25 protein-coding genes are annotated in these 20,655 nt (G+C 43.7%); 4 read left to right on the forward strand and 21 right to left on the reverse strand.

Annotated features, from left to right (window positions below):
- Positions 1 to 192 precede the first annotated feature (192 nt).
- The 19 genes from FE296_RS11810 to FE296_RS11900 form a co-directional block, all read right to left on the reverse strand.
- Positions 193 to 1,698, reverse strand: a complete 1,506-nt coding sequence (locus FE296_RS11810; RefSeq protein ID WP_150365024.1) for a malate:quinone oxidoreductase — start codon at positions 1,696 to 1,698, stop codon at positions 193 to 195.
- A 401-nt stretch (positions 1,699 to 2,099) separates the two neighbouring features.
- Positions 2,100 to 3,101, reverse strand: coding sequence for an ABC transporter ATP-binding protein (locus FE296_RS11815; RefSeq protein ID WP_317889412.1), 1,002 nt, complete (start codon positions 3,099 to 3,101; stop codon positions 2,100 to 2,102).
- Positions 3,098 to 3,898: an ABC transporter ATP-binding protein gene (locus tag FE296_RS11820; RefSeq protein ID WP_150365025.1), complete on the reverse strand. Its 801-nt coding sequence runs from the start codon at positions 3,896 to 3,898 to the stop codon at positions 3,098 to 3,100. Before FE296_RS11820 ends, FE296_RS11815 begins: the two co-directional genes overlap by 4 nt.
- A complete protein-coding gene (nikC, locus tag FE296_RS11825) occupies positions 3,895 to 4,749 on the reverse strand; it encodes a nickel transporter permease (RefSeq protein WP_150365026.1) in 855 nt (284 codons plus the stop codon). The genes FE296_RS11820 and nikC overlap by 4 nt, the downstream gene beginning before the upstream one ends.
- Positions 4,746 to 5,693 (reverse strand): nickel ABC transporter permease, encoded by a 948-nt coding sequence (gene nikB, locus FE296_RS11830; protein WP_150365027.1) that lies wholly within the window; start codon positions 5,691 to 5,693, stop codon positions 4,746 to 4,748. Before nikB ends, nikC begins: the two co-directional genes overlap by 4 nt.
- Positions 5,693 to 7,243, reverse strand: coding sequence for a nickel ABC transporter substrate-binding protein (nikA, locus tag FE296_RS11835; protein WP_150365028.1), 1,551 nt, complete (start codon positions 7,241 to 7,243; stop codon positions 5,693 to 5,695). Before nikA ends, nikB begins: the two co-directional genes overlap by 1 nt.
- A 238-nt stretch (positions 7,244 to 7,481) precedes the next feature.
- Positions 7,482 to 8,003, reverse strand: a complete 522-nt coding sequence (locus FE296_RS11840; protein WP_150365029.1) for an SUKH-4 family immunity protein — start codon at positions 8,001 to 8,003, stop codon at positions 7,482 to 7,484.
- A gap of 60 nt (positions 8,004 to 8,063) precedes the next feature.
- Positions 8,064 to 8,564, reverse strand: a complete 501-nt coding sequence (locus FE296_RS11845) for a hypothetical protein (protein ID WP_150365030.1) — start codon at positions 8,562 to 8,564, stop codon at positions 8,064 to 8,066.
- 64 nt (positions 8,565 to 8,628) lie between these two features.
- Positions 8,629 to 8,910: a hypothetical protein gene (locus FE296_RS11850; protein ID WP_150365031.1), complete on the reverse strand. Its 282-nt coding sequence runs from the start codon at positions 8,908 to 8,910 to the stop codon at positions 8,629 to 8,631.
- A 4-nt stretch (positions 8,911 to 8,914) separates the two neighbouring features.
- On the reverse strand, positions 8,915 to 9,397 hold the full coding sequence (locus tag FE296_RS11855; RefSeq protein WP_150365032.1) for a hypothetical protein: 483 nt from the start codon (positions 9,395 to 9,397) through the stop codon (positions 8,915 to 8,917).
- Between the two features lie 117 nt (positions 9,398 to 9,514).
- Positions 9,515 to 9,919: a hypothetical protein gene (locus tag FE296_RS11860; protein ID WP_150365033.1), complete on the reverse strand. Its 405-nt coding sequence runs from the start codon at positions 9,917 to 9,919 to the stop codon at positions 9,515 to 9,517.
- Positions 9,920 to 10,386: 467 nt separating this feature from the next.
- Entirely contained in the window at positions 10,387 to 10,854 is a 468-nt protein-coding gene (locus FE296_RS11870) for a hypothetical protein (protein WP_150365034.1), read from the reverse strand.
- A gap of 67 nt (positions 10,855 to 10,921) precedes the next feature.
- Positions 10,922 to 11,332 (reverse strand): hypothetical protein, encoded by a 411-nt coding sequence (locus tag FE296_RS11875; protein WP_150365035.1) that lies wholly within the window; start codon positions 11,330 to 11,332, stop codon positions 10,922 to 10,924.
- 62 nt (positions 11,333 to 11,394) lie between these two features.
- Positions 11,395 to 11,694, reverse strand: coding sequence for a hypothetical protein (locus FE296_RS11880; RefSeq protein ID WP_150365036.1), 300 nt, complete (start codon positions 11,692 to 11,694; stop codon positions 11,395 to 11,397).
- 43 nt (positions 11,695 to 11,737) lie between these two features.
- Entirely contained in the window at positions 11,738 to 12,226 is a 489-nt protein-coding gene (locus FE296_RS11885) for a hypothetical protein (RefSeq protein WP_150365037.1), read from the reverse strand.
- 18 nt (positions 12,227 to 12,244) lie between these two features.
- Positions 12,245 to 12,640, reverse strand: a complete 396-nt coding sequence (locus tag FE296_RS32710; RefSeq protein WP_190945152.1) for a hypothetical protein — start codon at positions 12,638 to 12,640, stop codon at positions 12,245 to 12,247.
- A gap of 112 nt (positions 12,641 to 12,752) precedes the next feature.
- The gene (locus FE296_RS34020; protein ID WP_150365038.1) at positions 12,753 to 13,100 is read right to left on the reverse strand and encodes a pentapeptide repeat-containing protein; all 348 of its coding nucleotides are present in this window, start codon (positions 13,098 to 13,100) and stop codon (positions 12,753 to 12,755) included.
- Between the two features lie 4 nt (positions 13,101 to 13,104).
- On the reverse strand, positions 13,105 to 13,512 hold the full coding sequence (locus FE296_RS11895; protein WP_150365039.1) for a contact-dependent growth inhibition system immunity protein: 408 nt from the start codon (positions 13,510 to 13,512) through the stop codon (positions 13,105 to 13,107).
- A complete protein-coding gene (locus FE296_RS11900) occupies positions 13,513 to 14,661 on the reverse strand; it encodes a WXG100 family type VII secretion target (RefSeq protein ID WP_150365040.1) in 1,149 nt (382 codons plus the stop codon).
- 370 nt (positions 14,662 to 15,031) lie between these two features.
- Between FE296_RS11900 and FE296_RS11905 the strand changes: the two genes are divergently transcribed.
- The 3 genes from FE296_RS11905 to FE296_RS11915 all read left to right on the forward strand — a co-directional run bounded on the left by FE296_RS11905 (position 15,032) and on the right by FE296_RS11915 (position 17,417).
- Entirely contained in the window at positions 15,032 to 16,135 is a 1,104-nt protein-coding gene (locus FE296_RS11905; RefSeq protein WP_150365041.1) for a colicin E5-related ribonuclease, read from the forward strand.
- A gap of 40 nt (positions 16,136 to 16,175) precedes the next feature.
- Positions 16,176 to 16,607, forward strand: coding sequence for an SMI1/KNR4 family protein (locus FE296_RS11910; protein ID WP_150365042.1), 432 nt, complete (start codon positions 16,176 to 16,178; stop codon positions 16,605 to 16,607).
- 153 nt (positions 16,608 to 16,760) lie between these two features.
- Positions 16,761 to 17,417: a DUF1871 family protein gene (locus FE296_RS11915; RefSeq protein WP_150365043.1), complete on the forward strand. Its 657-nt coding sequence runs from the start codon at positions 16,761 to 16,763 to the stop codon at positions 17,415 to 17,417.
- A gap of 98 nt (positions 17,418 to 17,515) precedes the next feature.
- Here FE296_RS11915 and FE296_RS11920 read toward each other — a convergent pair whose 3' ends face one another.
- Positions 17,516 to 18,226, reverse strand: a complete 711-nt coding sequence (locus tag FE296_RS11920) for a DNA-binding protein (RefSeq protein WP_223868852.1) — start codon at positions 18,224 to 18,226, stop codon at positions 17,516 to 17,518.
- A gap of 268 nt (positions 18,227 to 18,494) precedes the next feature.
- On the opposite strand from FE296_RS11920, the gene FE296_RS11925 reads away from it, so the two are divergent.
- On the forward strand, positions 18,495 to 18,842 hold the full coding sequence (locus FE296_RS11925) for a helix-turn-helix domain-containing protein (RefSeq protein WP_124118660.1): 348 nt from the start codon (positions 18,495 to 18,497) through the stop codon (positions 18,840 to 18,842).
- 75 nt (positions 18,843 to 18,917) lie between these two features.
- On the opposite strand, the gene FE296_RS11930 is transcribed toward FE296_RS11925, so the two are convergent.
- Positions 18,918 to 20,612 (reverse strand): histidine kinase N-terminal 7TM domain-containing diguanylate cyclase, encoded by a 1,695-nt coding sequence (locus FE296_RS11930; RefSeq protein WP_150365044.1) that lies wholly within the window; start codon positions 20,610 to 20,612, stop codon positions 18,918 to 18,920.
- Positions 20,613 to 20,655 lie beyond the last annotated feature (43 nt).

The following is a 20,655-nucleotide window of genomic DNA, read 5'->3' on the forward strand; positions in this document are numbered from 1 at the left end:
ATCCGTATCCAGATGCTTAAGTGTAAGGTCTACGGGGAACGTAATGATAGCGGGCATGTTCAAGTTCAATTCCAAGCTCAAGTTCAGGTTCTGACGTACCAAATAAACCAAAAGAGAGCTAAGCACGGGTTTCGTCCCGGCTTAGCTCTCTTTTCTATGGCCTAATTATTATCTAACACGATAAGCTAAACGTTATACGTGCAAGACTTGTTTTTCATCCGATAATCCCAGTGCCTTGGCTGTTGAAGAATGAACCTCTTTGAGAAGATCCAAGTTCTCCACAAGGGATATGCCGTAGGAAGGAATCATTTCCTTGATCTTTGGCTCCCATGCCTCCATATGTTGCGGGAAGCACCGCTGAAGAATCTCAAGCATGACCTGAACCGCGGTGGATGCACCCGGTGATGCACCTAACAAAGCCGCAATCGTCCCATCTGCAGACGTGACCACTTCCGTACCAAATTGCAACGTGCCCTTGCCACCTTGAACGGTATCCTTGATCACCTGCACACGCTGCCCCGCCAGAACCATATCCCAATCCTCGCTCTTGGCGCCCGGAACAAAGTCACGCAATTCAGCCATACGTTGTTCTTTGGATAACATGAGTTGTTGAATTAGATATTTGGTCAAAGAAATTTCTTTGACGCCTGCTGCGAGCATTGTAAGCAGATTATGCATCTTAACCGACGTGATTAAGTCAGCATTGGAACCCGTTTTCAGGAACTTTGGTGAGAACCCGGCAAACGGTCCAAATAACAGCGACTTCTTGTTGTCGATAAAACGGGTATCCAGATGTGGTACAGACATCGGCGGAGCCCCTACCGAAGCCTTGCCATATACCTTGGCGTGATGCTGTTCCACAACTTTTGGATTTTTGCACACCATAAAGATTCCACTGACCGGGAATCCGCCGATATGTTTACCTTCCGGAATGCCCGTCTTCTGTAGCAGATGCAGACTTCCGCCACCTGCACCGATAAAGACGAATTTTGCCTTATGGCGTTCGACTGCACCGCTCTTCAGGTTTTTCACGGACAGTTCCCATTGTCCATCGCTGGTGCGTTTCATATTCTTCACGCTATGTTGGTAGTGGATGCCCACGTGTTGTTCCTTTAAATGTTTGATCAGCATACGCGTTAAAGCACCAAAGTTAACGTCCGTACCGGAGTCAATTTTGGTCGCTGCAACAGGTTCATTACTGGTACGATCTTTCATCATTAGCGGCATCCATTTCGCCAGCTCTTTCTTGTCATCCGAGAATTCCATGCCTGCGAACAGCGGGTGATTCGACAAGGAGTCATAACGTCTTTTCAAAAACTGGACATTGCTCTCTCCGTGTACATAACTCAAATGAGGAATCGGCATAATGAAGTCCCGTGGATTACGAATCAGACGGCTATTGACGAGATAGGACCAAAATTGCTTTGAGATCTGAAATTGTTCATTCACTTTAATCGCTTTGCTAATATCTACGGTTCCGTCTGGTCGTTCAACGGTATAGTTAAGTTCGCACAATGCAGCATGCCCGGTTCCGGCATTATTCCATTCGTTGGAGCTTTCCTCTCCTGCAGTGGCTAGCTTTTCGAAAACCTTAATATTCCAGTCTGGTGCCAATTCTTTTAGCAAAGTTCCCAAAGTTGCACTCATAATTCCGGCACCAATCAAGATAACATCTGTACTCGTTTGTCCCTGGCTCATGTCTACCGTCCTTATATCCTATATTTGCCAAAAGGATGTAAGCGTTATCGATTTGGCATTTGCAGCAAGCCCATTCTTGAACGGGATCGCACCTTCTCTGAATGATTATAACCTTGATCTAGTGTATCAATAATATAGAGCAATTTAAATATGCAATTTCAAGATATTTGCTATTCCATCAGTATACGCTAGTTTACATCGGAACGTTAGCCCGGTTATAGGCCTGAAAGATATATTTGTTCAAAACAAAGAAAGGAACCCGGATTTAGTGGGACTTGGTACATGAAATTTTGTATAGCCGTGAAAATGGATGCGCTAAAGAGCCGCTCTCGAATGTTTCGCTAAGCGGCTCTTTATTGATTTGAAAAGACTATCACAGCCAACGGCGTTTCAGGAAGTACTCAGAAGATCGAAATCAGTTCCTTCGTGTACGGATGGCGTTCTTCAGCGAACAACGCATCTGCGCCAAAGCGGTCAACGATCTGACCTTCCCGCATGACGATGATGCGCTGGCTCATGCGATGTACCGCGGCCAAGTCATGCGAGATGAACACGTATGAAAGACCAAGCGATGTCCGCAGATCGGTGAGCAACTGCAAAACTGCACCTTGCGAGATCACGTCCAGGCTGGCGGTCGGCTCATCCAGAACGACGACGTCCGGCTCAATCCCAATGGCACGCGCGATCGTGACCCGCTGACGCTGTCCACCACTTAGCTCGTGCGGATAACGTCCAGCCAAATCGCTTGGAAGCTCGACCGCTTCAAGCAGCTTTTGGACGTAAGCGTCCTTCGAAGTATAGGTAAAATGGGACAGTTCGGCGTTCCGTCCAAGTTGTTCGTACGGATCGATTAGCGAGTCGGCAATCTTGAGCTTTGGATTCAGTGCAGCCATCGGGTTCTGGAAAACAATCTGGATTTTCCGTCGATGAGGTCGCAACCGTCGGCCGCTCAGCCGCGCGATATCCTGTCCGCCCAGTATAATCGAGCCCTTATCCGCATCTTCGATCCGTAGCAGACAGCGGGCGAGTGTACTCTTCCCACAGCCGCTCTCGCCAACCAGGCCAAGACACTCGCCGCGGTTCAGAGAGAAGGAAATATCATTCACAGCAGGGCGGTCTGCACCTGCATACGTTCGGCTGAGATGTTCTACGTGAAGCACGGGGTCGGAGGTGATGCTGAACGATGAAGAAGTCTTTGCATCGGTGGAATCTATATTCGCATCTGTATCCGCTTGATCTGTATCTGTAGTATCTATGACTGCATGAGCTGCAACGGCAGTATCTATGACTGCATTGTCTGTGTATGCAAGGTTTACGTCTTTTGCAAAATCGTGGCTTCGCACACCAGATTCTTCTTCGGACCGCACGAGTCCACGGCGTTCATCATTTGCGGTCGTCTTCATTCGATTCCTGCCTCCTTCAATCCCGACTTCAGCGAGCGACTCAGGACGGGAGCCGCATCAATCAGCTGACGCGTATATTCATGCTGAGGATGGTCGAGAATGCGATGCTTTCCGCCAGATTCGACGATCTGACCTTCCTTTATCACAGCCAAACGGCTGGCATAGCGGCGTACATGACGCCAATCGTGTGTGATAAACAGAATCGCACACCCCGTCTCCGCTTGCTTGCGTGCCAGCAGCTCCAACACACGATGCCCAGACACACTGTCCAGTGCTGTTGTTGCTTCGTCAGCAATCAACAGGCGAGGAGACAGCATCAGCGAGGTGGCAATCGAAGCCCGCTGAAGCTGTCCACCGCTCAACTGGAACGGATAGCGGCGCAGCAATTCAGCGCCAAGCCCAACCGATTCCAACGCTTCCTCCGCCCGCTTCTTGCGGGTGGCAGAAGACTTTTCCCCATGTACCTTCTGGTATTCATCAAAGTGTCCGCCAATACTGCGAAAGGGTGTAAACGCTCCCTGATAGTCTTGAAAAATATATGAGATGCGACTTCCCCGCAGGGCGCGCATCTCCTTCGGCTTCCGTTCGAGCAGGTTACTGCCTTCGAACATCACTCGTCCTGACGCATGCAGGTTGGGCGGCAGTAGACGACCAATCGCTTGCGAGAGCAAGCTTTTGCCGCTACCGCTCTGTCCAACGAGTGCCATGAACTCACCTTCGCGAACAGCCAGAGAGACTTGATCTACAATTGTGCGATCCCGACTGGAGATGCTCAGTTCCTCAATGGAGAGAATCATGGCTGCACCTCCTTCTTCACGTCAAACCGGTCTCGCAGATAGTCGCCCAGCATGTTGGCTAGCAGGACTACCGAGACAATAGCGAGGCCCGGATAGATCATCAGCTCCGGCCGAGACTGGAAGTAAGGCCGCGAGTCGTTCAGCATCGCACCCCATTCAGGTGTTGGCGGCTGTGCGCCAAGCCCGATGTAGGACAAGGATGAGATGAGCAGGATGATTTTGCCCAGATCGAGACTGGCTAACACGAGCACATGCCCTGCGATATGCGGAAGCAGATGTTTCCTCATGATTCGACCGTCCGATAGTCCGTTGGTGCGGGCGATCCGAATGTAATCCTTTTGTGACTCCGATAAAACCGTACTTCGAACGAGACGCGCATAGCTGACCCACTTTACAATCACGATCGCCAATACCAGATTGCCGATTCCGGCCCCTAGCAGACCACTTAGTACAATTGCGACGATGGTATCAGGAAAAGCAAGAAAGGCATCGGCGATCCGCATGAACAGTTTATCGACCCAGCCACGTTTGTAACCCGCGATCAGTCCAAACGGAATGCCAATCAGCAATGCAGCACCGAGTGCCAGCAAGCTATAACCCAACGTTTGGCCGCCGCCAAGCAGCAGACGTGTGAGTACGTCACGACCCAGATGGTCCGTGCCAAACGGGTGGAGCGCACTAGCATCCTGCAATCGTCCGCGCAGATCGGTTAACGTGTGATCATGTTTCAGAACTAAAAAGGCATATATGGAGGCCGCGATGACTAGCAGTGCAAATAGCAAACCAACGATCGCCTGCCAGCTATGTTTTTTAGATTTTGTAGGTGGAATGGGCAGGGGTATGGTTTTCATTGGTGGGCCTCCTTTTCCTTGAGTTTCATTTCAGGATTCAAATAACGATAAGACAAATCAACCGCCGTATTCACGAGGAATACCACGACAGCCATGATCAGGATATAACCCTGAATCAGTGGATAGTCCCGCTGGCGGATGGCATCAACGACGAGCTTGCCGATGCCCGGATAGGCGAACAACACTTCGATTACGACAACTCCGCCAATCAGGCTGCCAAGACTCACGCCGAATACCGTAATGACAGGCGGCAGACTATGCCGAAACGCATGTAGCATGAAGATTCGGCCTTCGGACAACCCTCTTGCCCGGGCAGACCGAACGAACTCCTGGCTAAGAGAATCTAATAGGCTGGAACGCAAAAGACGCACATAAACGCTGGAGATGGCAAGTCCCAGCGTCAGAGATGGCAGAATAAGCGATGTGAATCCATCCCGGCCCATGGTCGGCAGATTGCCGAAGCGTACGCCGAACATATCGATCAGGATCAGACCCAGCCAGAAGCTTGGCACCGCCGCACCCACAATGGAGAGCATGCGGCTGCCCCGGTCAATCCAACTTCCGCGATGGAGCGCTGAAAGCGAGCCGAGCGGGATCGCTATCACGAGCATGACCAGCAGAGCGCCTATCGTCAGCTCAGCCGTAGCCGGCAGCGCACGCATCAAGGTCTGCATGACAGGCTGACCTGTCGAATACGATACACCGAAGTCGAGCCGAACGAAATCGAGCAACCAATTGCCAAACTGGACAGGAAGCGAATCGTTGAAGCCCATTTCTTCGCGTACAGCTTCGACCTGCTCCTGACTAACGGACAGTTCGTCCACATTCAGGATCGTCAGTACGGGATCACCGGGAGCCAGACGAATGAACAGGAAACTCACAAACATAATGAACAACAGAAAGATAAATACCTCAAGGAACTTTCGAAGCAAAATGCGAAACATTACATCACATCCAGCTTATTGGTAATCATGTAATATTCACTGCGGGTGGTAACCCAGTTCTTGATCTTCTTGCCGTTATAGGCAACGATCGTACCCGGATGCAGCACGAATGAATTCAGCACGTTGTCATGCACGTAGTTGGCTGCCTTCTCGGCAAGCTCTGCGCGTTTCTCAGGTGCAACCGTGAGATTCAGTTCGTCGATGATCTTGGTCAATTCCGGGTCTTCCGATCCACTGAAGTTAAGAGCACCCTTCGGATGGTACGTTGCATTCAGGTAGTAACCGGCATCCCCACGCGGGGCTGTCAAATTACTGTACGTCGCAATATCCCAGTCACGGTTGGATGCCATATAATCTTCTGGCGTGTCAATCTGGCGAATCTGCACGTCGATCCCAATCTTCTTCGCATCAGATTGGAACACTTGGGCAATCAATGGCAGATCGGCACGAGCCGAATACGTCAGCAGCGTCAACTGCAACGGTTTGCCGTCCTTGGTCATCACGCCGTTTTGTAGGGTGTACCCTGCTTCGCCAAGATATTTTACAGCCACATCAGCTCCGGATTCTGTTGTAGTATCCGTATAGGTTGGCGCGAACGGCAGCGATGGCAGGAATGGTCCGATGGCCGCTTCCCCGTAGCCGAGCAGGATCGTGTCCACGATGCCCTGACGGTCGATCAACGCATCCACCGCACGACGGACGTTAATGTCCTTCATACTCTCCCGCTGCATATTCGTCGTCATCTGATGCACACGGAACGTCGACGTGGACTCCACAGTCATGCCGTCCATTGCTTTGAGCGATTCGAGGCTCTCGACCTCTGGACGGTATACGATATCAACCTGACCAGATTTGAGCGCAAGTGTGCGGGCATTAGCATCTTCATTGAATGAGAATGTAATGGAATCCAGTGGCGATGCTCCGTCCCAGTATTCATCATAGCGGTCCAGTTCCAGCTTGCTGCCTGGGGTAAAAGAAGTCAGTTTGAACGGGCCTGTACCAATGGGCTTGTTCACAATATCCGGCTCACTCACGTCGATAATCGCCGTGTTGGGGTTCACCAGTTCTGAAGCGAACTCCGGGAACGGCTGAGTTGTGGTAATCTCCAGCTTGTCGCCTTCAGCTTCAATCGTATCAATCTTCAGCGCGTTCTGGATGGCTACATTCTCTTCCAGTGCCCGCTCAAGCGATGCCTTAACGGATTCACCCGTCATCGGCTTGCCGTTCTGGAAACTCACATCATCTCGCAGGTCGATTGTCCAATGCTGACCATCTTCGCTCTCCCAGCTCTCGGCGAGCCATGGAGCAACCGTCAAGTTCTCTTCATCAAGGCGAACCAGCGTTTCCGTAATGCCCGCGCGCAGCGGCACATAGCTGGAATCCACATGCGGATCTAGCGAACTGGTGGAGAAGTTATATAGGAAGTGAACATTTTTATTGTCGGTGGATGGTTGCGCAGCGGGACTGGACTCAGATGATCCGCAGGCGCTCAACAGTCCAGCGCTTAAGGCCAAGGAGACCAGCGCTAACAGTGGCGTCTTTTTATTCAAGGTAATGCCCCTTTCTCTTAATCGTAATTATTATTATTTAAACACAATGAGTATTATCTTATCGTAATGATTACGTTTTGACAAGAGTTATATTGGTGTTAAAACGAGAAAAAATCCGACTCTCAGATGAGAGCGGATTCTTCATGTTTTTTGTTACATATGAGGACTTTATTATGATTAATTCTCTTCCCGATTTGGGATTGTTTAAATCTAGCACCATGCAAGATTTTTCGCAGAGTTACAATCCAGTTTCGTAGTCTTCCAGCATATGTGACCAGTAACCTTCGTCCTTCTTCATTGCTATCGGATCAATCTGCTCAAAATAACCACGAAGTGCTCTGGCATACTCATCTGAGGTATATGTACCTTCCAGTCTCATTTTAGTTGCCAGTTCACTTCTAATTAGATGAAACAAAAAGAAGGTTCCCAAATTCTTATTGAGCATATATACGTTGGACTTATCCAATGATGACGTTGCGAAAAACATATCGCTCCCTTGTTTTAGATAGAGACCATACGAGTCACGCATACCATAACTTGCGAAGTGACCAATCTGAATATATTCCTCTCCTTCAATAACTTTCACTTGGAAAGCTTCAGATTCATAAAAGGAAAAATCATCATATTGTTCTGGAACTCCTATGTCGATTAAAAAATGAGCATTCTCTTCACTTATGCCCCAATCTTTTAGATTAGTAAAGTCATAATTAATTATTTCCGTGTCATAGTAGTCCTTTATCTCAACGATATCAAAATTCATGCTCTCACTCCTCTAACTTTTAAAATGCTTGAGCTAGAGCTATACGACTTATCTAAGAAATCAATGGTGGTGCATCCAGGCTTCCAGTCCCTCATCACTTATATCAATTGGTGCCTGTTTAGACATGTATTCGGCATTTGCTAGAGGAAATGCATAGCCACCTGTAATAATCTCACCATGCTTTCTTCTAATGGTTCCTCCTCTTTCAATTAAAAGAATCAAAGGTTCATACAAATCATGAAACTCCGACGCAATTTCATTTCCGGAATCAAATAATAACAACCATTCCAAAAATGCTTCACACATTCCTTTTAGGAAACCGTTTTTCAATTCCTTTAATTGAGGACATTTTTCAGTTATATCCAGATCAACGTCATATCCGAACGCACGAGAAGCGTTGAAGAAGGGATACGATGTTTTCAAATGGTATGTAGTGGTCAATATTGCTGCTCTTCTAATATACTCCTGTAATAATGCCATGTTTGGGGGCTCATCTGTTCTACCGGAAGTACCCCAATTGATGCTGTTTATTCTTTCTATACCTTTACATAATTGATTCATTAATACCTCCTCCTATAGAGACAACTACTCAATTCTAATAAGTTCCCACATCAAGCTATCACCCTCAGAATATATACAGAATTGTACTTTCACTAATAGATGCGCTAGGCAATATATCTAGTAAATTTTCAATTCTACCCGTCATATACTCTAGTTCACTCCCGTTTAAATGTTCCTTTGCCCACTCACTTAATCGTTTTAACTCAACCAAAGCAGCTTCTAATTGGTGAAAATATATTTTAGATCCATCCCGAATCAGGATTATTCCTAATTCATGTATTGCTGCCTCCCAGTACTCATCATAAAATTCCTGAGTAGCAATATTCTCCCCCCTTTGATCAAACATGATCCTAATTGATGTCGCTAATATCTTGAACTGAAATATTTAAATGTCTCCAATAATTAAGAGGATAAGCTAAACTACCTACAACCATTTCGCCTTGTCTTATGATGAAACTCCCACCTCGTTCAAAGAATTTTATCATCGGTTCGTAGAGGTCTATGTATTGAATTGCCTCATCCACTCCTTGATCTGCTAATTCGGAGATTTCTAAATAACAGTAGTAAATTAGCTTTACATAAGGATTTCCTAGTGTGTCCAGTTTTGAACAAGCTTGATATACCTCTTCATCTATAGCTTTCCCAAGAATTTTAGCCAAACTAAGTAGGGGATATTGATCTATTGAAGCATCCATCTCGTTTAATAATTGATTAACGCGTCTAAGATATTCTTTAATCAAAACATGAGATGAGGATTCTAGTGAGCTATCTTCTGTATCCTCAAATGAAATAGACGATAATCGTTCAATAGCTTTGGTTAGTAGCTGCCCCATGTATTGCTCTCCTGTCGATTAACTATTAAACCTATTAGAGTTACGTACAAGGTAACGACTAAATAACGCAGCCCTGGCAACTGCGTTATCGTTTTAAAGTATGTTCTTTAATCTCAATCAGTCGTATTCAATATACACGCTGCAACCGTTCGTTTTGGCTAATTCTAAAAATGTTGATATCTGATGTGCTACTTCTGGGAGAGTAGGAACAATGTTCTTAACATTCACTATTTGCTCATCAGTTACTTTACTCACATTGAAGGACTTAAATAAATGAATAGCTGAATCAAGGTTCTGTATTTCCCATGGACTTCCCTCATACCAACCTTCATGGGCATAGTATGCTTGTAGAATATCATTGTCAGTAGACTCATACTGGCACATAAGATCCAATAATGTCTCAAAATATCCAATCCATATCTTTAGAACATTCTTTTGAGTAGTTCTTTCAAAGAGAATTAATATTTCCGGATGCCCCTCGTATCCAACATAATAAAAGTCATTAACTTTTTCTTCTTTCATAGTTCATCAACGCTCCAACGCTTTTAAAGAGCATTACCCTCGCTCTACCAGAATCAACTTAGGTACTCGCTTATAATACTCATCTTCCTCTTCAAATGAGATCATATCTACACCTTTAGGAATTTTGGTACGAGAGATATGAATCCCATGAATACAAGAATCACACCATATATCTAAAAACCCTATTCTTGACCGTGTATCTCCGACATACTGAAAGTGTATATTAGAATGCCCACAATTAGGGCAATTTAGTTCATTTTCGTCCTTACCTACTTAACCTCAGCCATTTACTATGTTGTGTTTTAGCCATTAAATTACCTCGTAGTATATGACTTACTATCAATTTCGAACTTTAAAGACCATTCTCCCTAAGAAACCGGTTTAATAAAAATGTACTCTGACCGATTCTATACATTAACCCGTTCGAAATGTGAAGATACCCTTTTGAAAGTGAGCTTCCAGCTTCCTTAAATCAACCCTGCCATATCCTTCTCAATAAAGTTTCCATCCAGTAAATCATAAGGCCAATCATAGACATCAGGGTTCTCTCTGCAATGCGAGTTAATGACAAGTTGACCATCAGACCGCAGAAAGATCACACCAGTTTCACTATCTGTCAATGCAATATCCTCATCTAATTTGTCTGTTAGAGTATCAATCGCTTGGAATATGATTTGTAATCCCTCTTCGGGTGAGCGTGAGAAAACGGAAATATTGATACAATAATTAATATTTAAATTCAACTCTTTTCTTGTAAAACCCACTAACTCATCATCGTCTTGTACGATAACTGAGAAGTTAGGATTGGCAATCGTGTAATAACCACCCCTCGATTTCATAAGAGTCTCCTGAGAAAAATCTTTTAGAGAACTCAATAGTAAATCTGCTAATTGCTTCGTGTCTTTTTTATAAAATAGATACAATGCTAAATCCATACTAATCCTCTCTAGAAGCATACTAAAATCAAAAAAATAGGTGGATTTTTCATTATACTCATTTCACCTATTTTAACCCCTTAAGAAAATCCTCTAGAATCTTTTTGCTGGCAGTTCCTGCTCCTGAAATTGCATTATGCACACGATCTAATATCATTGGATGATTTAAAATTCGTTGCTTATATTCAGTAGATGTGTAACTTCTTAATGTATCTATACATATTTCAAACAACTCGCTGTCTTCAACAGAAAGTAGAGAAAGCAAGATTTCAAATTCTTGTGTGTGCTGTGTACTATCCAGACAGTAAGCCAGCTTTTTCTTCCAGTACAGTGGCTTATCCAGCACCTCAATGGTTAACTGATCCCAATCACTTTGTCCGAAATCCTCCAATAATTCTGCTGCTATAATACAACCGTCATCATACCAGGAATCAACTGTGGTAACAGCTGATAATAGATTATCTAATTGTTTGTACATATTAAAAATTAACCTCTATCTTAGTCATCTCCCAGTTTGATCCTGTCTGGATACCGGTAAGATTAATCCATGTAAGAAATGGCCGTCTTGATAATATTCGTTAATTTTAATTCAGGATATTTTTTATCATATTCCTTGAGGGTGTTGATATATTCTGTACTGTGGAGATTATAAGCTATTTCTTCAAACACCTCACTAACCCAATTAAGTTCGTCCTTACTACAGTTCTTGAGGAATTGAATCGTCTCATCTTCATTTTGGCTTAGTATATTAATTAGTTCAACTCTGTAATGCTCGATTACTGGATCGTTCATATGAAGAGCCGCTCTTTTTCGTATTACTTCTCTAGACTCTACAATCATTTATTGTGACCTCCATTTAGAAGATCCAGCCCAATCGATTTATTCAAATCATTTTAGGATCTTTATAGCACCAATCAGAGTCATAAGTCTCTGAATATATCTTTTGTATGTCTTCCCAAGTGTAGACCCAATCGTAATCAGACACCCAAAAATAGTCGGATCTATTAAGATTCAGATATTCATAAACGAAACGAAGAATGACCTCTTCTGCTCCAAACACTTCTTCTATTGTACCTACTCGAATGAGTTCGTGATCAGGATCCAAATCAAGATCTCCATAGTCACCGAATATTCCAATCTTATTTTCCTTTGCCTTCACATACATAATGAATTGATGATTATTATCGTCGCTGTTGTAGGAATGAGCCAGAATGTTCAACGTTGTAGAAGAGAATTTTCCATTTTTAAGGTTTTTATGATTATCAAAAATAATCCGGTTGTCGGAGTTAAATGCTGCAATCATAGTGTCAGACAAAAACTTTTCTGGCGTATACTTTTCACGCTCCGTTAAGAAAAATGCAGTGGTTCCCATTAGTTATCCTCTTCTTTATTAGTTTAAGGACTCTAGAACTGCTATGAACGGAGGATGTCCCGTTTCTTGGTTTTGTAACAAACTTGGTTTACGAAATCTTAAACTCGTCTGCAGTTCAATTACAGGTGCTTCCGCCCTGACTTCTTTAAGCAAAACTTTTACCCAAAGGGGGCACAAGGGTACTCTACAACCCAACATCTTTATAACAGAATCAATATCGAACTCGCGTCCATCTAAATTATTCGAATTTAACATTCCCCGGTAAAGATATTCGTCTGTAGAATTTAAAGATTTACCCCGCTCCTCAATCGGAGTAATTATGAATTTACTGTTTTCACCCAGTACTTCGTTATGATAGGTGGATAATTCATCTACAGTTTTTAGTAAGTATTCCTTAAAAGAATCTAAGTCCATATATGTTATCAACATGCCTACTCCGTTAATTTAAATTCAGTACTTGTCTTTAAGATATAATTTAAAATTCATTCTCCCACGGTAGCTTCTCACCATTTTGCTGCATCTTGACCTAGAAGGACTGTTGGGTTGTCAGGGGTACCGACATTAATGCTATGGAAATTCGCAAAGTTGCATTAGAAAATTCAGTATAAGATAGGTCCGACTTATAAAAATCACAATTTACTAATTCTGCGTCGTTATAAGTTGACGAACTTAAACCTGAGGCATGGAAATCCATGTTGTTCAGACTAAGATTATCAAAATTACAGCTAGTCATATACGATTGTTCCAAACACACACCAGTTAACTCATAATGTTGAAAATCAGCTTCCTGTAATCGTAGCTTCTCACCTTCTTGACCACTAGTCTCAACCCATTTTTTATGAAGCTCAAATTTAAGGTCTAAATTTTTTTTCATAACTTTAAAGGCCAACCTTTTTCAAAAAAAGTTCTAATAACTCAGCGTACTCTTCCTGATCTTCTTCATCAGCCCATTCGAATTGAGAAAGATCTCTCTTGATAGTCTGGAGTAATCTTTTTAGTTGTGATAAGTCTCTGAAATTATTCGTTTCAATAGAATAAAGAAGCTTCAACAGATGTCCATCATACATCTCCCCAGCAAGAGGATCTTTTGATAAAATTTCTATAGCCTTTTCTATACCAAGATCTATAAGCACATGTTGGCCCAACATTCTACTAACATCTTCTAAGTCAAGCTCACTCACTTTCTTATTAATAAGTCTATCGTACCAATGATCCAAAGGTGAATCAGAGTTATCAGTCTGAATATTTTGATCTATTGAATATATTTCTTTAATTAATTTACTCATTTATTTTATTCCTCCAAATGGTTCAAATAAATCCTCGATTTTTTTTAAATTAGTATTGGCCTTGTCCAAGGCCCCCTCCAATGTACTTTTCAGTGAAGGCGATAGATTAGGGTTCTGTAGAGAACCTTCCAATCCGCGTTTTATTTTACTTAATCCTTTGTATGAGTCCTGCATCTCTTGTAAATGATTCCAATACCCACCTGTTTTTTTGTTCGGCACTGGGTTTCCTTGTAAATCACGTAAAGTACCCGAAAAATCCATCTCAGTAAGATGCTTATCAACTATATTATCTAATGTTGTAAGGTTTCTTTGTTGCGCTCTAGAAAGGTCCCCGACGATAGGCGAGTTCAGTGTTCCCTCTGCCGCTCTCTCCGCTGGCTTATTAACTACTTTCGCTTCCGATTCAGCTTTTTCAATATGCTGCTTAATTTCCGCCACAGCAGGATTAGAAGAAGGCAATCGAAACGGCCCTTTACCACCTGGCATACTCCCACGAACCATCTGAATCCCCATGAAAATCTGACTGAACTTCAGAGACGCAACCATCATCTGAGCATATTTATCCGATACAGGCTCTCCTGTCGTAGGATGAATGCCCATCTCAAACGCCTTGATCTGTAACGCAAAAATATCTTCCCCAGGCGGCTCAACGTTCACAGCTTGCATGCGATTAAAGTCCAGATTTCCCTGATCCCTCTGATAAGCCTGAAGAGCAGCCTGATCCGCAACACCATTCTCGTTGACAGGCATCCAGACCAATTTACCGAACATATTGATTTGCGCCATCCGATAGCCCTTGTCACCCGAACCGGAATCACCTGTTGATTTGGTCATCATAGCTGCGGCGCCGATAGCTCCAATTGCACCGCCCAGACTTCCCTTCTGAGCATCTGCATCTTGGAAACGCGTGGCGATATCCTTCAATTCCTTGGATGTATTCACCATACTCTCCAGCGCTTTATTCAGTATAGGTCGTGACTGCTCGAACTCATAGTAAAATCGCTCCTGCGTCGCGCCCATCCACATCATCTGAACAAACATGATCTGTCTCGTCAGATCACTTCGTATACTCTCCAACTGTTGTCTGGCTTGATCCACCTGATTCGATACGTGATGTAGTTGTTCAGGGGTAACTTTGATTGTACTCATAACGTTTCTCCGCTCATTCGAAATAAGATTATCCTATGTTAGCAGAAGTGTAATATGTAAACTATCCGGCTAACATCCTGATTTCACCATGGTAAAAACACACTCTATGCTCCTCATCGGTGCTATGGTCCTATATGCATATACCCACTTCAAGACATATCCTACCAGTTTCAGTAAATAGCTTTCCTACTTCATTTCCTCTAAAAATACAAGACACCGTCAAGCTTATCTGATTGCCAGATCCCTATTCTTATTATCCGTTTGAAAGTTTTATTAAAAAGGCTATACATAAATAGAACTATAGGTCCTCACAAACAGCATCTAACATGGATTAAAATATAGTATAGATCAAGAACTGAGGATTGAGACGATGACAAAGATACAGATCCCTGTGGATCAAATGACACACACGATTGGCGTGTTTAAGGTAGGACACGGGCACTTGCAACAAACTCTGGCTAGATTAAATAGCCAACTTACTCCCCTACTCGATGGTTTTGAAGGCGAGACAGCCGAGCGCTTTGCCCACTTATACCGCTATGCAGAGAAAAACCTGAATACCACTCTGGAGCTACTCCATATAATATCTCTTCGTTTGGAGCAAATCCGGGAACGCTTTGTGGATACCGATTCCACTATGGTTAACATCTCTGCTTTACTACAGTATCAGGCCAATCCGGGCACACCTCGTACTAATGATCTTGTTTGCGGCCCAAATGATCCCCCTCCTAAACGAAGCGTTGAGGAACATGTGGATGCCTTTTTCAATCAGGCCGGAGAAAACATATTAGCTATTGGTGACTCTGCCCTGCAACTAGGTAAAGACCTTATTGAACATCCGGTGGATACCGCGGGTAACTTTTTATATGATAATACCATTGGTACAATTAAAGACGTAGGGAACGGAATCGCCTTTAGTTGGAACTATGTGTGGGATAACGGAGATACCCGAAAACAGGCAGAGAAGCAGATTTCAGCCGAGTTCGATAAAATGAAGCAAGAAGGCGGAGCAGAGTACGCTGCAAATATCACAACTTCTATGCTCCTCGGAATCTTCGGTAGAAAAGTCGGGATCAAGTCCATTGATGGCAAACAGCATCACTCGCCCCATACGGATACTGGAGGGGGAAAGGGAAAAGAAGCAGATACGAATTTAAATAGTTATTCTGGAGCTCCCTTTCACTACAGCCAAGAGCCTACAAAAAGAGGTGGCAAAAGTATTGCAGATCAAATTGCTGAACGTGGTTGGAATGATCAACGATTGGGTGAAGCTATGCATGAGCCGGCAGGCACAGTGGATTGGATTGACCAAAGAAAAGGACAGAATAATGCGCCCGTCACTGTATACTATCATGAAGATGGCGGTTACGCCGTTAGAAGAAACGACACGGGAGAAATCATCCAAGTTAGTCAGGTAGATGATCCTAATTGGAGCACATACTGGTCAGATGATGATATAAATTGGATTAAATAGCTCCAGGTTTAAATTCAATTATTAATAGGGAGTAGATCAAATGGTCGATAATAATAATGCATGGAGCACGGAGTATCCTCCTGTTGATATTCATACCGTAAAGACAGTGGAAAAGACTTGGGGGATACAATTCCCCTCTGAGTACATTCATTTCATAGAAAAATATCACGGTGCAGAACCTGCCCAACGGACGTTGAACATCAGTGGAAAAAAAGTAATGTTTTCTTCCTTCTTAACCTTCATCGCATTTGATGAGCTTGATATATTGGATGTATATAATGAGCAAAAGAGCAACCTTCCTCCTAATCATTTTCCTTTTGCTATAGATTTAGAGGGTAACCTGTTTTGTTTTAATTACAGCCACAATTCTCAGCCTAATATTATCTATATTGAAACGATAAATTCTGCCAACCCCTTGGGTGGTCATGTGGCCGCCACAGACTTTACATCGTTTATCCAACAATTTAATTAAACAATCTGACTTCATCCAGTAAGGATGGGGTCTATTTTGGAATCTTGAAAGGATGCTCTCATGATAACCGATAAAAGCTTCTGATTCGGGAAAATATTTGTGTAATGACCGGCCCCGTAGGATCTATAAAGGATTTTAAAAGAGGTGTTACATATGTTAGTTAAAAAAATAATAGACGAATGGGACCCCATTGATCTATTCCCCTACGCTCCTGAGGATGAATATGAGGATGAGGTAAAACAAATTGAAGAATGTACTCGTAACGCCAACTTGGATAAAGATGACTTAGCTAAAGAAATATACACGATGTTCAGGGGAAAATTTGGGAGCGATATATTCACTGAGAGTTTAGAGTCATGTACAAATATTGCGAATAAAATTCTGGAACTGCCGCACTTCATAGGCTATACATTATCTAAGCTTCGTACCTACGAATGGGTCAGATATAATATGTTTGCAAGAGAGGATCTTTATCATCACACGCCTGGATTTTATTTCAGATTTCTCAATCCAGGGAAAGTGTACAACGAATTAGCTACATGTATAGATGCTTTCCAGGGCGAGTTACAATGGAAGTTGTATCTTGGTCTTGAGACTCGCAACCAGAATTACAGCTTGGAACCATATGAAGTATATCAGGCAAGATTAACGGACGAATATAAGAAAAATTATAATCTAAAAGAAATTTTAGGCGATAAGTATAACGAAATATGCGAAAAAGGGATCAACGACATTCCATCTTTAAGTGATCATATTGAAGATTGGTTTAATTTAGTAAATAAAAAGCCAATCTTTCCTGACCGTGACTAAGTATACGACTGTGACTCAGCTAAAATATAAACTGCGTATGATCAATTAAATCGTAGGCAGTCTTTTCAACGCTCAGAGTGTGTGTCTATTTAATCAACTTAGATACGCTCCTGTCCTATCCCCTCCAACATCACCCGATACCGTCCAATCTGCTCCGCTGTTGCCTCTTCCCGCAATGATTCCAACAATGCCGTGCATCTTATAAAATACCGATCCATCCCAAGCTTATCCGCTAACCGAATCGCCTGAAAAATGAACTCCACGGCCACCTGTGGCCTTCCCATCCACTGTTCATACAAAGCCCGCTGATAACAGTGATAGTACATATCGTCGTTGTTTGAAGAACCATTTTCTCTGCCATCGCCCTGTATCAGATCCTCGAATACCTGTAAAAGCCGATCAATCTGCCATCTATGCCGCACTGCTGCTTCCGTAATCACTTTCAGACCCACCAACCATTCCTCCGGATGCTCAAGCAAAAAGTTTACAAACTCCTCCAGCAGTTCCACCTGCCCGGTTTCAATCTCAAGAGCATACCGATTCACCTGTGCCTTATGCCTGAACTCCTGCACCGCCTGCATGCCTACCTCATCCAAATCCTCCATCCAGCCTAGTTCTGCATATTGATCGATACATGCTCGCGCCTGATCTACCTGTCCCATCTTCTGGTGAGCCATACCCCGCATTAATTGACTGCAACCGTAATAGTAGACCAGCGGATGCTCGGTATGTATATGTGGTGCAGGCACTCCCTTTGTCTGATACTCCTGCCGCTCTTCATGGATCGACTGCACACATTGATATAACATGTCCGCCCTCTCCATCACCTTGTTCCAATTTTCAAAAGCCACAGCATCTCCAACATTTCAACAATAATGTCCGGTTTGAGTGATTTCAGGATAGATTTCCGCAAAGATAATCCTCCTTAATTATCGATTTTCTTATAATTGTATAGATAAACCAAAAGAAGATCAATATAAATTGTACTTATAAGTACTGTTTAATAATATTCTCCTTTGCACATATTAGTCTGTAAGGATTCTATAACCTCTTCTAACCTTAAGTGGAGGTGATCAAATGAGTTTACCAGAGGACGTAGGAAATCGAATACGTGAGTTAAGGAAGGCAAAAGGCTGGACTCAGGAACAACTGGCGGAAGCAGCAGGTCTTCATTACAGCTATATTGGTGGGGTTGAACGGGGAGATCGTAACATTTCTTTGGAAACTCTTGAGAAAATAATGAATGGATTGCAGGTCACTGCTGAAGAAGTCTTTAAATTCAAAGAAGACTCTGAGTACAAAAGAGCCTTGGACGAACATATAACTTTAATAAGTGGAAAAAGTACAGATACAATCGTATCATTGACCAAAATTAGCAAAGAAGTTTTAAATGCTATCGAAAAATCACATAAAAATTCCGAATAAATATCTCTACATCAAAATCATACGTTAACACCAAAAAGAGTGGAGTACGTCTCCACTCTTCTCTTATTTCTCTTTTCAAATAACTTCCCGCTCAAACTCCGCAAACTCCACTCTGTTCCGCCCATTCTGCTTCGCCTGATACAAGGCCTTATCCACCGCAGCAAACAGCTGGGTCAAATATCCCTCCGGATTGTCTGGCACATGCTCCACTTCAAAGTCCTCAAAGGACAGAATCCCAATACTAATCGTAATCGACACCTGCATAATCTCGTGATCCACCATGATGCGGTTGGACTCCACAGCTGTTCTCACGCGCTCCGCGATCTGGTTCGCCAAGTCATGCTCCGTGTGCGGAAGGTAGATCATGAACTCTTCCCCGCCATAACGCGTCAGGATATCGGTGCTGCGAATCGATTGTTTGACGGCCTCCGCCGTGCGGACGAGCACTTCATCCCCGATGACATGTCCGTAGCGATCATTGATCGCTTTGAAGTAGTCGATATCGAGCAGCAGGAGTGAAAATGGTGTTTTGTATTGAATATTGGTAATGACCTCGTGATTCAGGTGTTGGGTCAGATAACGTCGGTTGTAACAGTTGGTTAAACTGTCCGTCAGCGCGAGTTCCTCCAGTTTGCGATTGGCCTCGGATAACTCCTGACGTATCAAGTCTAGCGCCTGATTGCGCTCCTGAAGCGTTACGTTCTGGCGATTCATCTCTTTCACATAGAAACGCTCCTGCGAGACATCCTGGAACGTAAGAATATGGCCGATCGGCACAAGAGCCGAATCCACAATCGGAGACGATTGCAGAATATAGTGCCGAATGTTGTTGTCCCGCTCCACGATCACTTCAATGTGAGATAGGGTATTTTCCTTTTTCTTATAATGATTCACGAACTCCCGACAGCTGCCCACAACTTGAACAGACTCCAGAAATACCTCCATATCAAAAGAATCCCCCACATGCAGATCCATAAAGGATCGTGAGGCTTTGTTCGCTTCAACAATAACTTCATTCTCATCCAGTACAAGGATGCCATATGGAATCGTATTGATTACGTCCTCATGCGCGATGGAGACCAGATCGAACACATTGTATCTTTTGATCACATAGACAAAGAACAGGTCTGACAGAAAGATCCCCAGCGATGTCATGCCAGGAATGATCGGCAACCAGCGGGCTAGAACAACATTCAGAATTGCATCAATGGTTGCAAACACAGCCAACACCAAGATGCCCCATAGGGTGATCCGCACCTGTTTTTTGATCATGGCAGACGTCTGTGATGAATACACCGCCCGGAACAGAACGACGAGGGACGCCAAGAAATAGCTCACCAGAATAACCATTACAACCCAGAACCAAGGGCCGTAAGCCCGCTCGATGTACCCGCCCTCCAGGGAAATGACGAACTCGTTCCATGGATTGGCGACCACACCTATAGCCCCGATCACTGCAGGGACAAATAGCAAGAAAGTTCCTTTTGCACTCAACCGCTCCGCATAACCGGTAATGAAGATCGTCAGTAGAAGCCACCCGCTCCCAAGCAGAGAGACCGCAACGAAAGACAACGTAACATAGAACAACTGCAGGCCGGAATCATCCGTGAGCGTACTGGCGAATTGACAGAAAGGCCAGAGCATCATCAACCCGTGAAACAAAAAATACACCTTATGTAAGTTCGTAATTCTAACCGTAGCAAACACATATACACCTACACCGAACAATAGGACAAATAAAAAAAGATCATACCATACTAATGGGTTCACGAATCTTCTCCTTCTTAGATGCTACAATGACAACGTGATTGCT

This window comes from Paenibacillus sp. UASWS1643, from assembly GCF_008693195.1.
Classification (GTDB): Bacteria; Bacillota; Bacilli; order Paenibacillales; family Paenibacillaceae; genus Paenibacillus; species Paenibacillus amylolyticus_B.

Bases quoted from the DNA above. Each gene is read 5' to 3' on its own strand.
- FE296_RS11810 (WP_150365024.1), bottom strand. From the start codon at position 1,698: ATGAGCCAGGGACAAACGAGTACAGATGTTATCTTGATTGGTGCCGGA.
- FE296_RS11815 (WP_317889412.1), bottom strand. From the start codon at position 3,101: ATGAAGACGACCGCAAATGATGAACGCCGTGGACTCGTGCGGTCCGAA.
- FE296_RS11820 (WP_150365025.1), bottom strand. From the start codon at position 3,898: ATGATTCTCTCCATTGAGGAACTGAGCATCTCCAGTCGGGATCGCACA.
- nikC (WP_150365026.1), bottom strand. From the start codon at position 4,749: ATGAAAACCATACCCCTGCCCATTCCACCTACAAAATCTAAAAAACAT.
- nikB (WP_150365027.1), bottom strand. From the start codon at position 5,693: ATGTTTCGCATTTTGCTTCGAAAGTTCCTTGAGGTATTTATCTTTCTG.
- FE296_RS11840 (WP_150365029.1), bottom strand. From the start codon at position 8,003: ATGAATTTTGATATCGTTGAGATAAAGGACTACTATGACACGGAAATA.
- FE296_RS11845 (WP_150365030.1), bottom strand. From the start codon at position 8,564: ATGAATCAATTATGTAAAGGTATAGAAAGAATAAACAGCATCAATTGG.
- FE296_RS11850 (WP_150365031.1), bottom strand. From the start codon at position 8,910: ATGTTTGATCAAAGGGGGGAGAATATTGCTACTCAGGAATTTTATGAT.
- FE296_RS11855 (WP_150365032.1), bottom strand. From the start codon at position 9,397: ATGGGGCAGCTACTAACCAAAGCTATTGAACGATTATCGTCTATTTCA.
- FE296_RS11860 (WP_150365033.1), bottom strand. From the start codon at position 9,919: ATGAAAGAAGAAAAAGTTAATGACTTTTATTATGTTGGATACGAGGGG.
- FE296_RS11870 (WP_150365034.1), bottom strand. From the start codon at position 10,854: ATGGATTTAGCATTGTATCTATTTTATAAAAAAGACACGAAGCAATTA.
- FE296_RS11875 (WP_150365035.1), bottom strand. From the start codon at position 11,332: ATGTACAAACAATTAGATAATCTATTATCAGCTGTTACCACAGTTGAT.
- FE296_RS11880 (WP_150365036.1), bottom strand. From the start codon at position 11,694: ATGATTGTAGAGTCTAGAGAAGTAATACGAAAAAGAGCGGCTCTTCAT.
- FE296_RS11885 (WP_150365037.1), bottom strand. From the start codon at position 12,226: ATGGGAACCACTGCATTTTTCTTAACGGAGCGTGAAAAGTATACGCCA.
- FE296_RS32710 (WP_190945152.1), bottom strand. From the start codon at position 12,640: ATGGACTTAGATTCTTTTAAGGAATACTTACTAAAAACTGTAGATGAA.
- FE296_RS34020 (WP_150365038.1), bottom strand. From the start codon at position 13,100: ATGAAAAAAAATTTAGACCTTAAATTTGAGCTTCATAAAAAATGGGTT.
- FE296_RS11895 (WP_150365039.1), bottom strand. From the start codon at position 13,512: ATGAGTAAATTAATTAAAGAAATATATTCAATAGATCAAAATATTCAG.
- FE296_RS11900 (WP_150365040.1), bottom strand. From the start codon at position 14,661: ATGAGTACAATCAAAGTTACCCCTGAACAACTACATCACGTATCGAAT.
- FE296_RS11905 (WP_150365041.1), top strand. From the start codon at position 15,032: ATGACAAAGATACAGATCCCTGTGGATCAAATGACACACACGATTGGC.
- FE296_RS11910 (WP_150365042.1), top strand. From the start codon at position 16,176: ATGGTCGATAATAATAATGCATGGAGCACGGAGTATCCTCCTGTTGAT.
- FE296_RS11915 (WP_150365043.1), top strand. From the start codon at position 16,761: ATGTTAGTTAAAAAAATAATAGACGAATGGGACCCCATTGATCTATTC.
- FE296_RS11920 (WP_223868852.1), bottom strand. From the start codon at position 18,226: ATGTTATATCAATGTGTGCAGTCGATCCATGAAGAGCGGCAGGAGTAT.
- FE296_RS11925 (WP_124118660.1), top strand. From the start codon at position 18,495: ATGAGTTTACCAGAGGACGTAGGAAATCGAATACGTGAGTTAAGGAAG.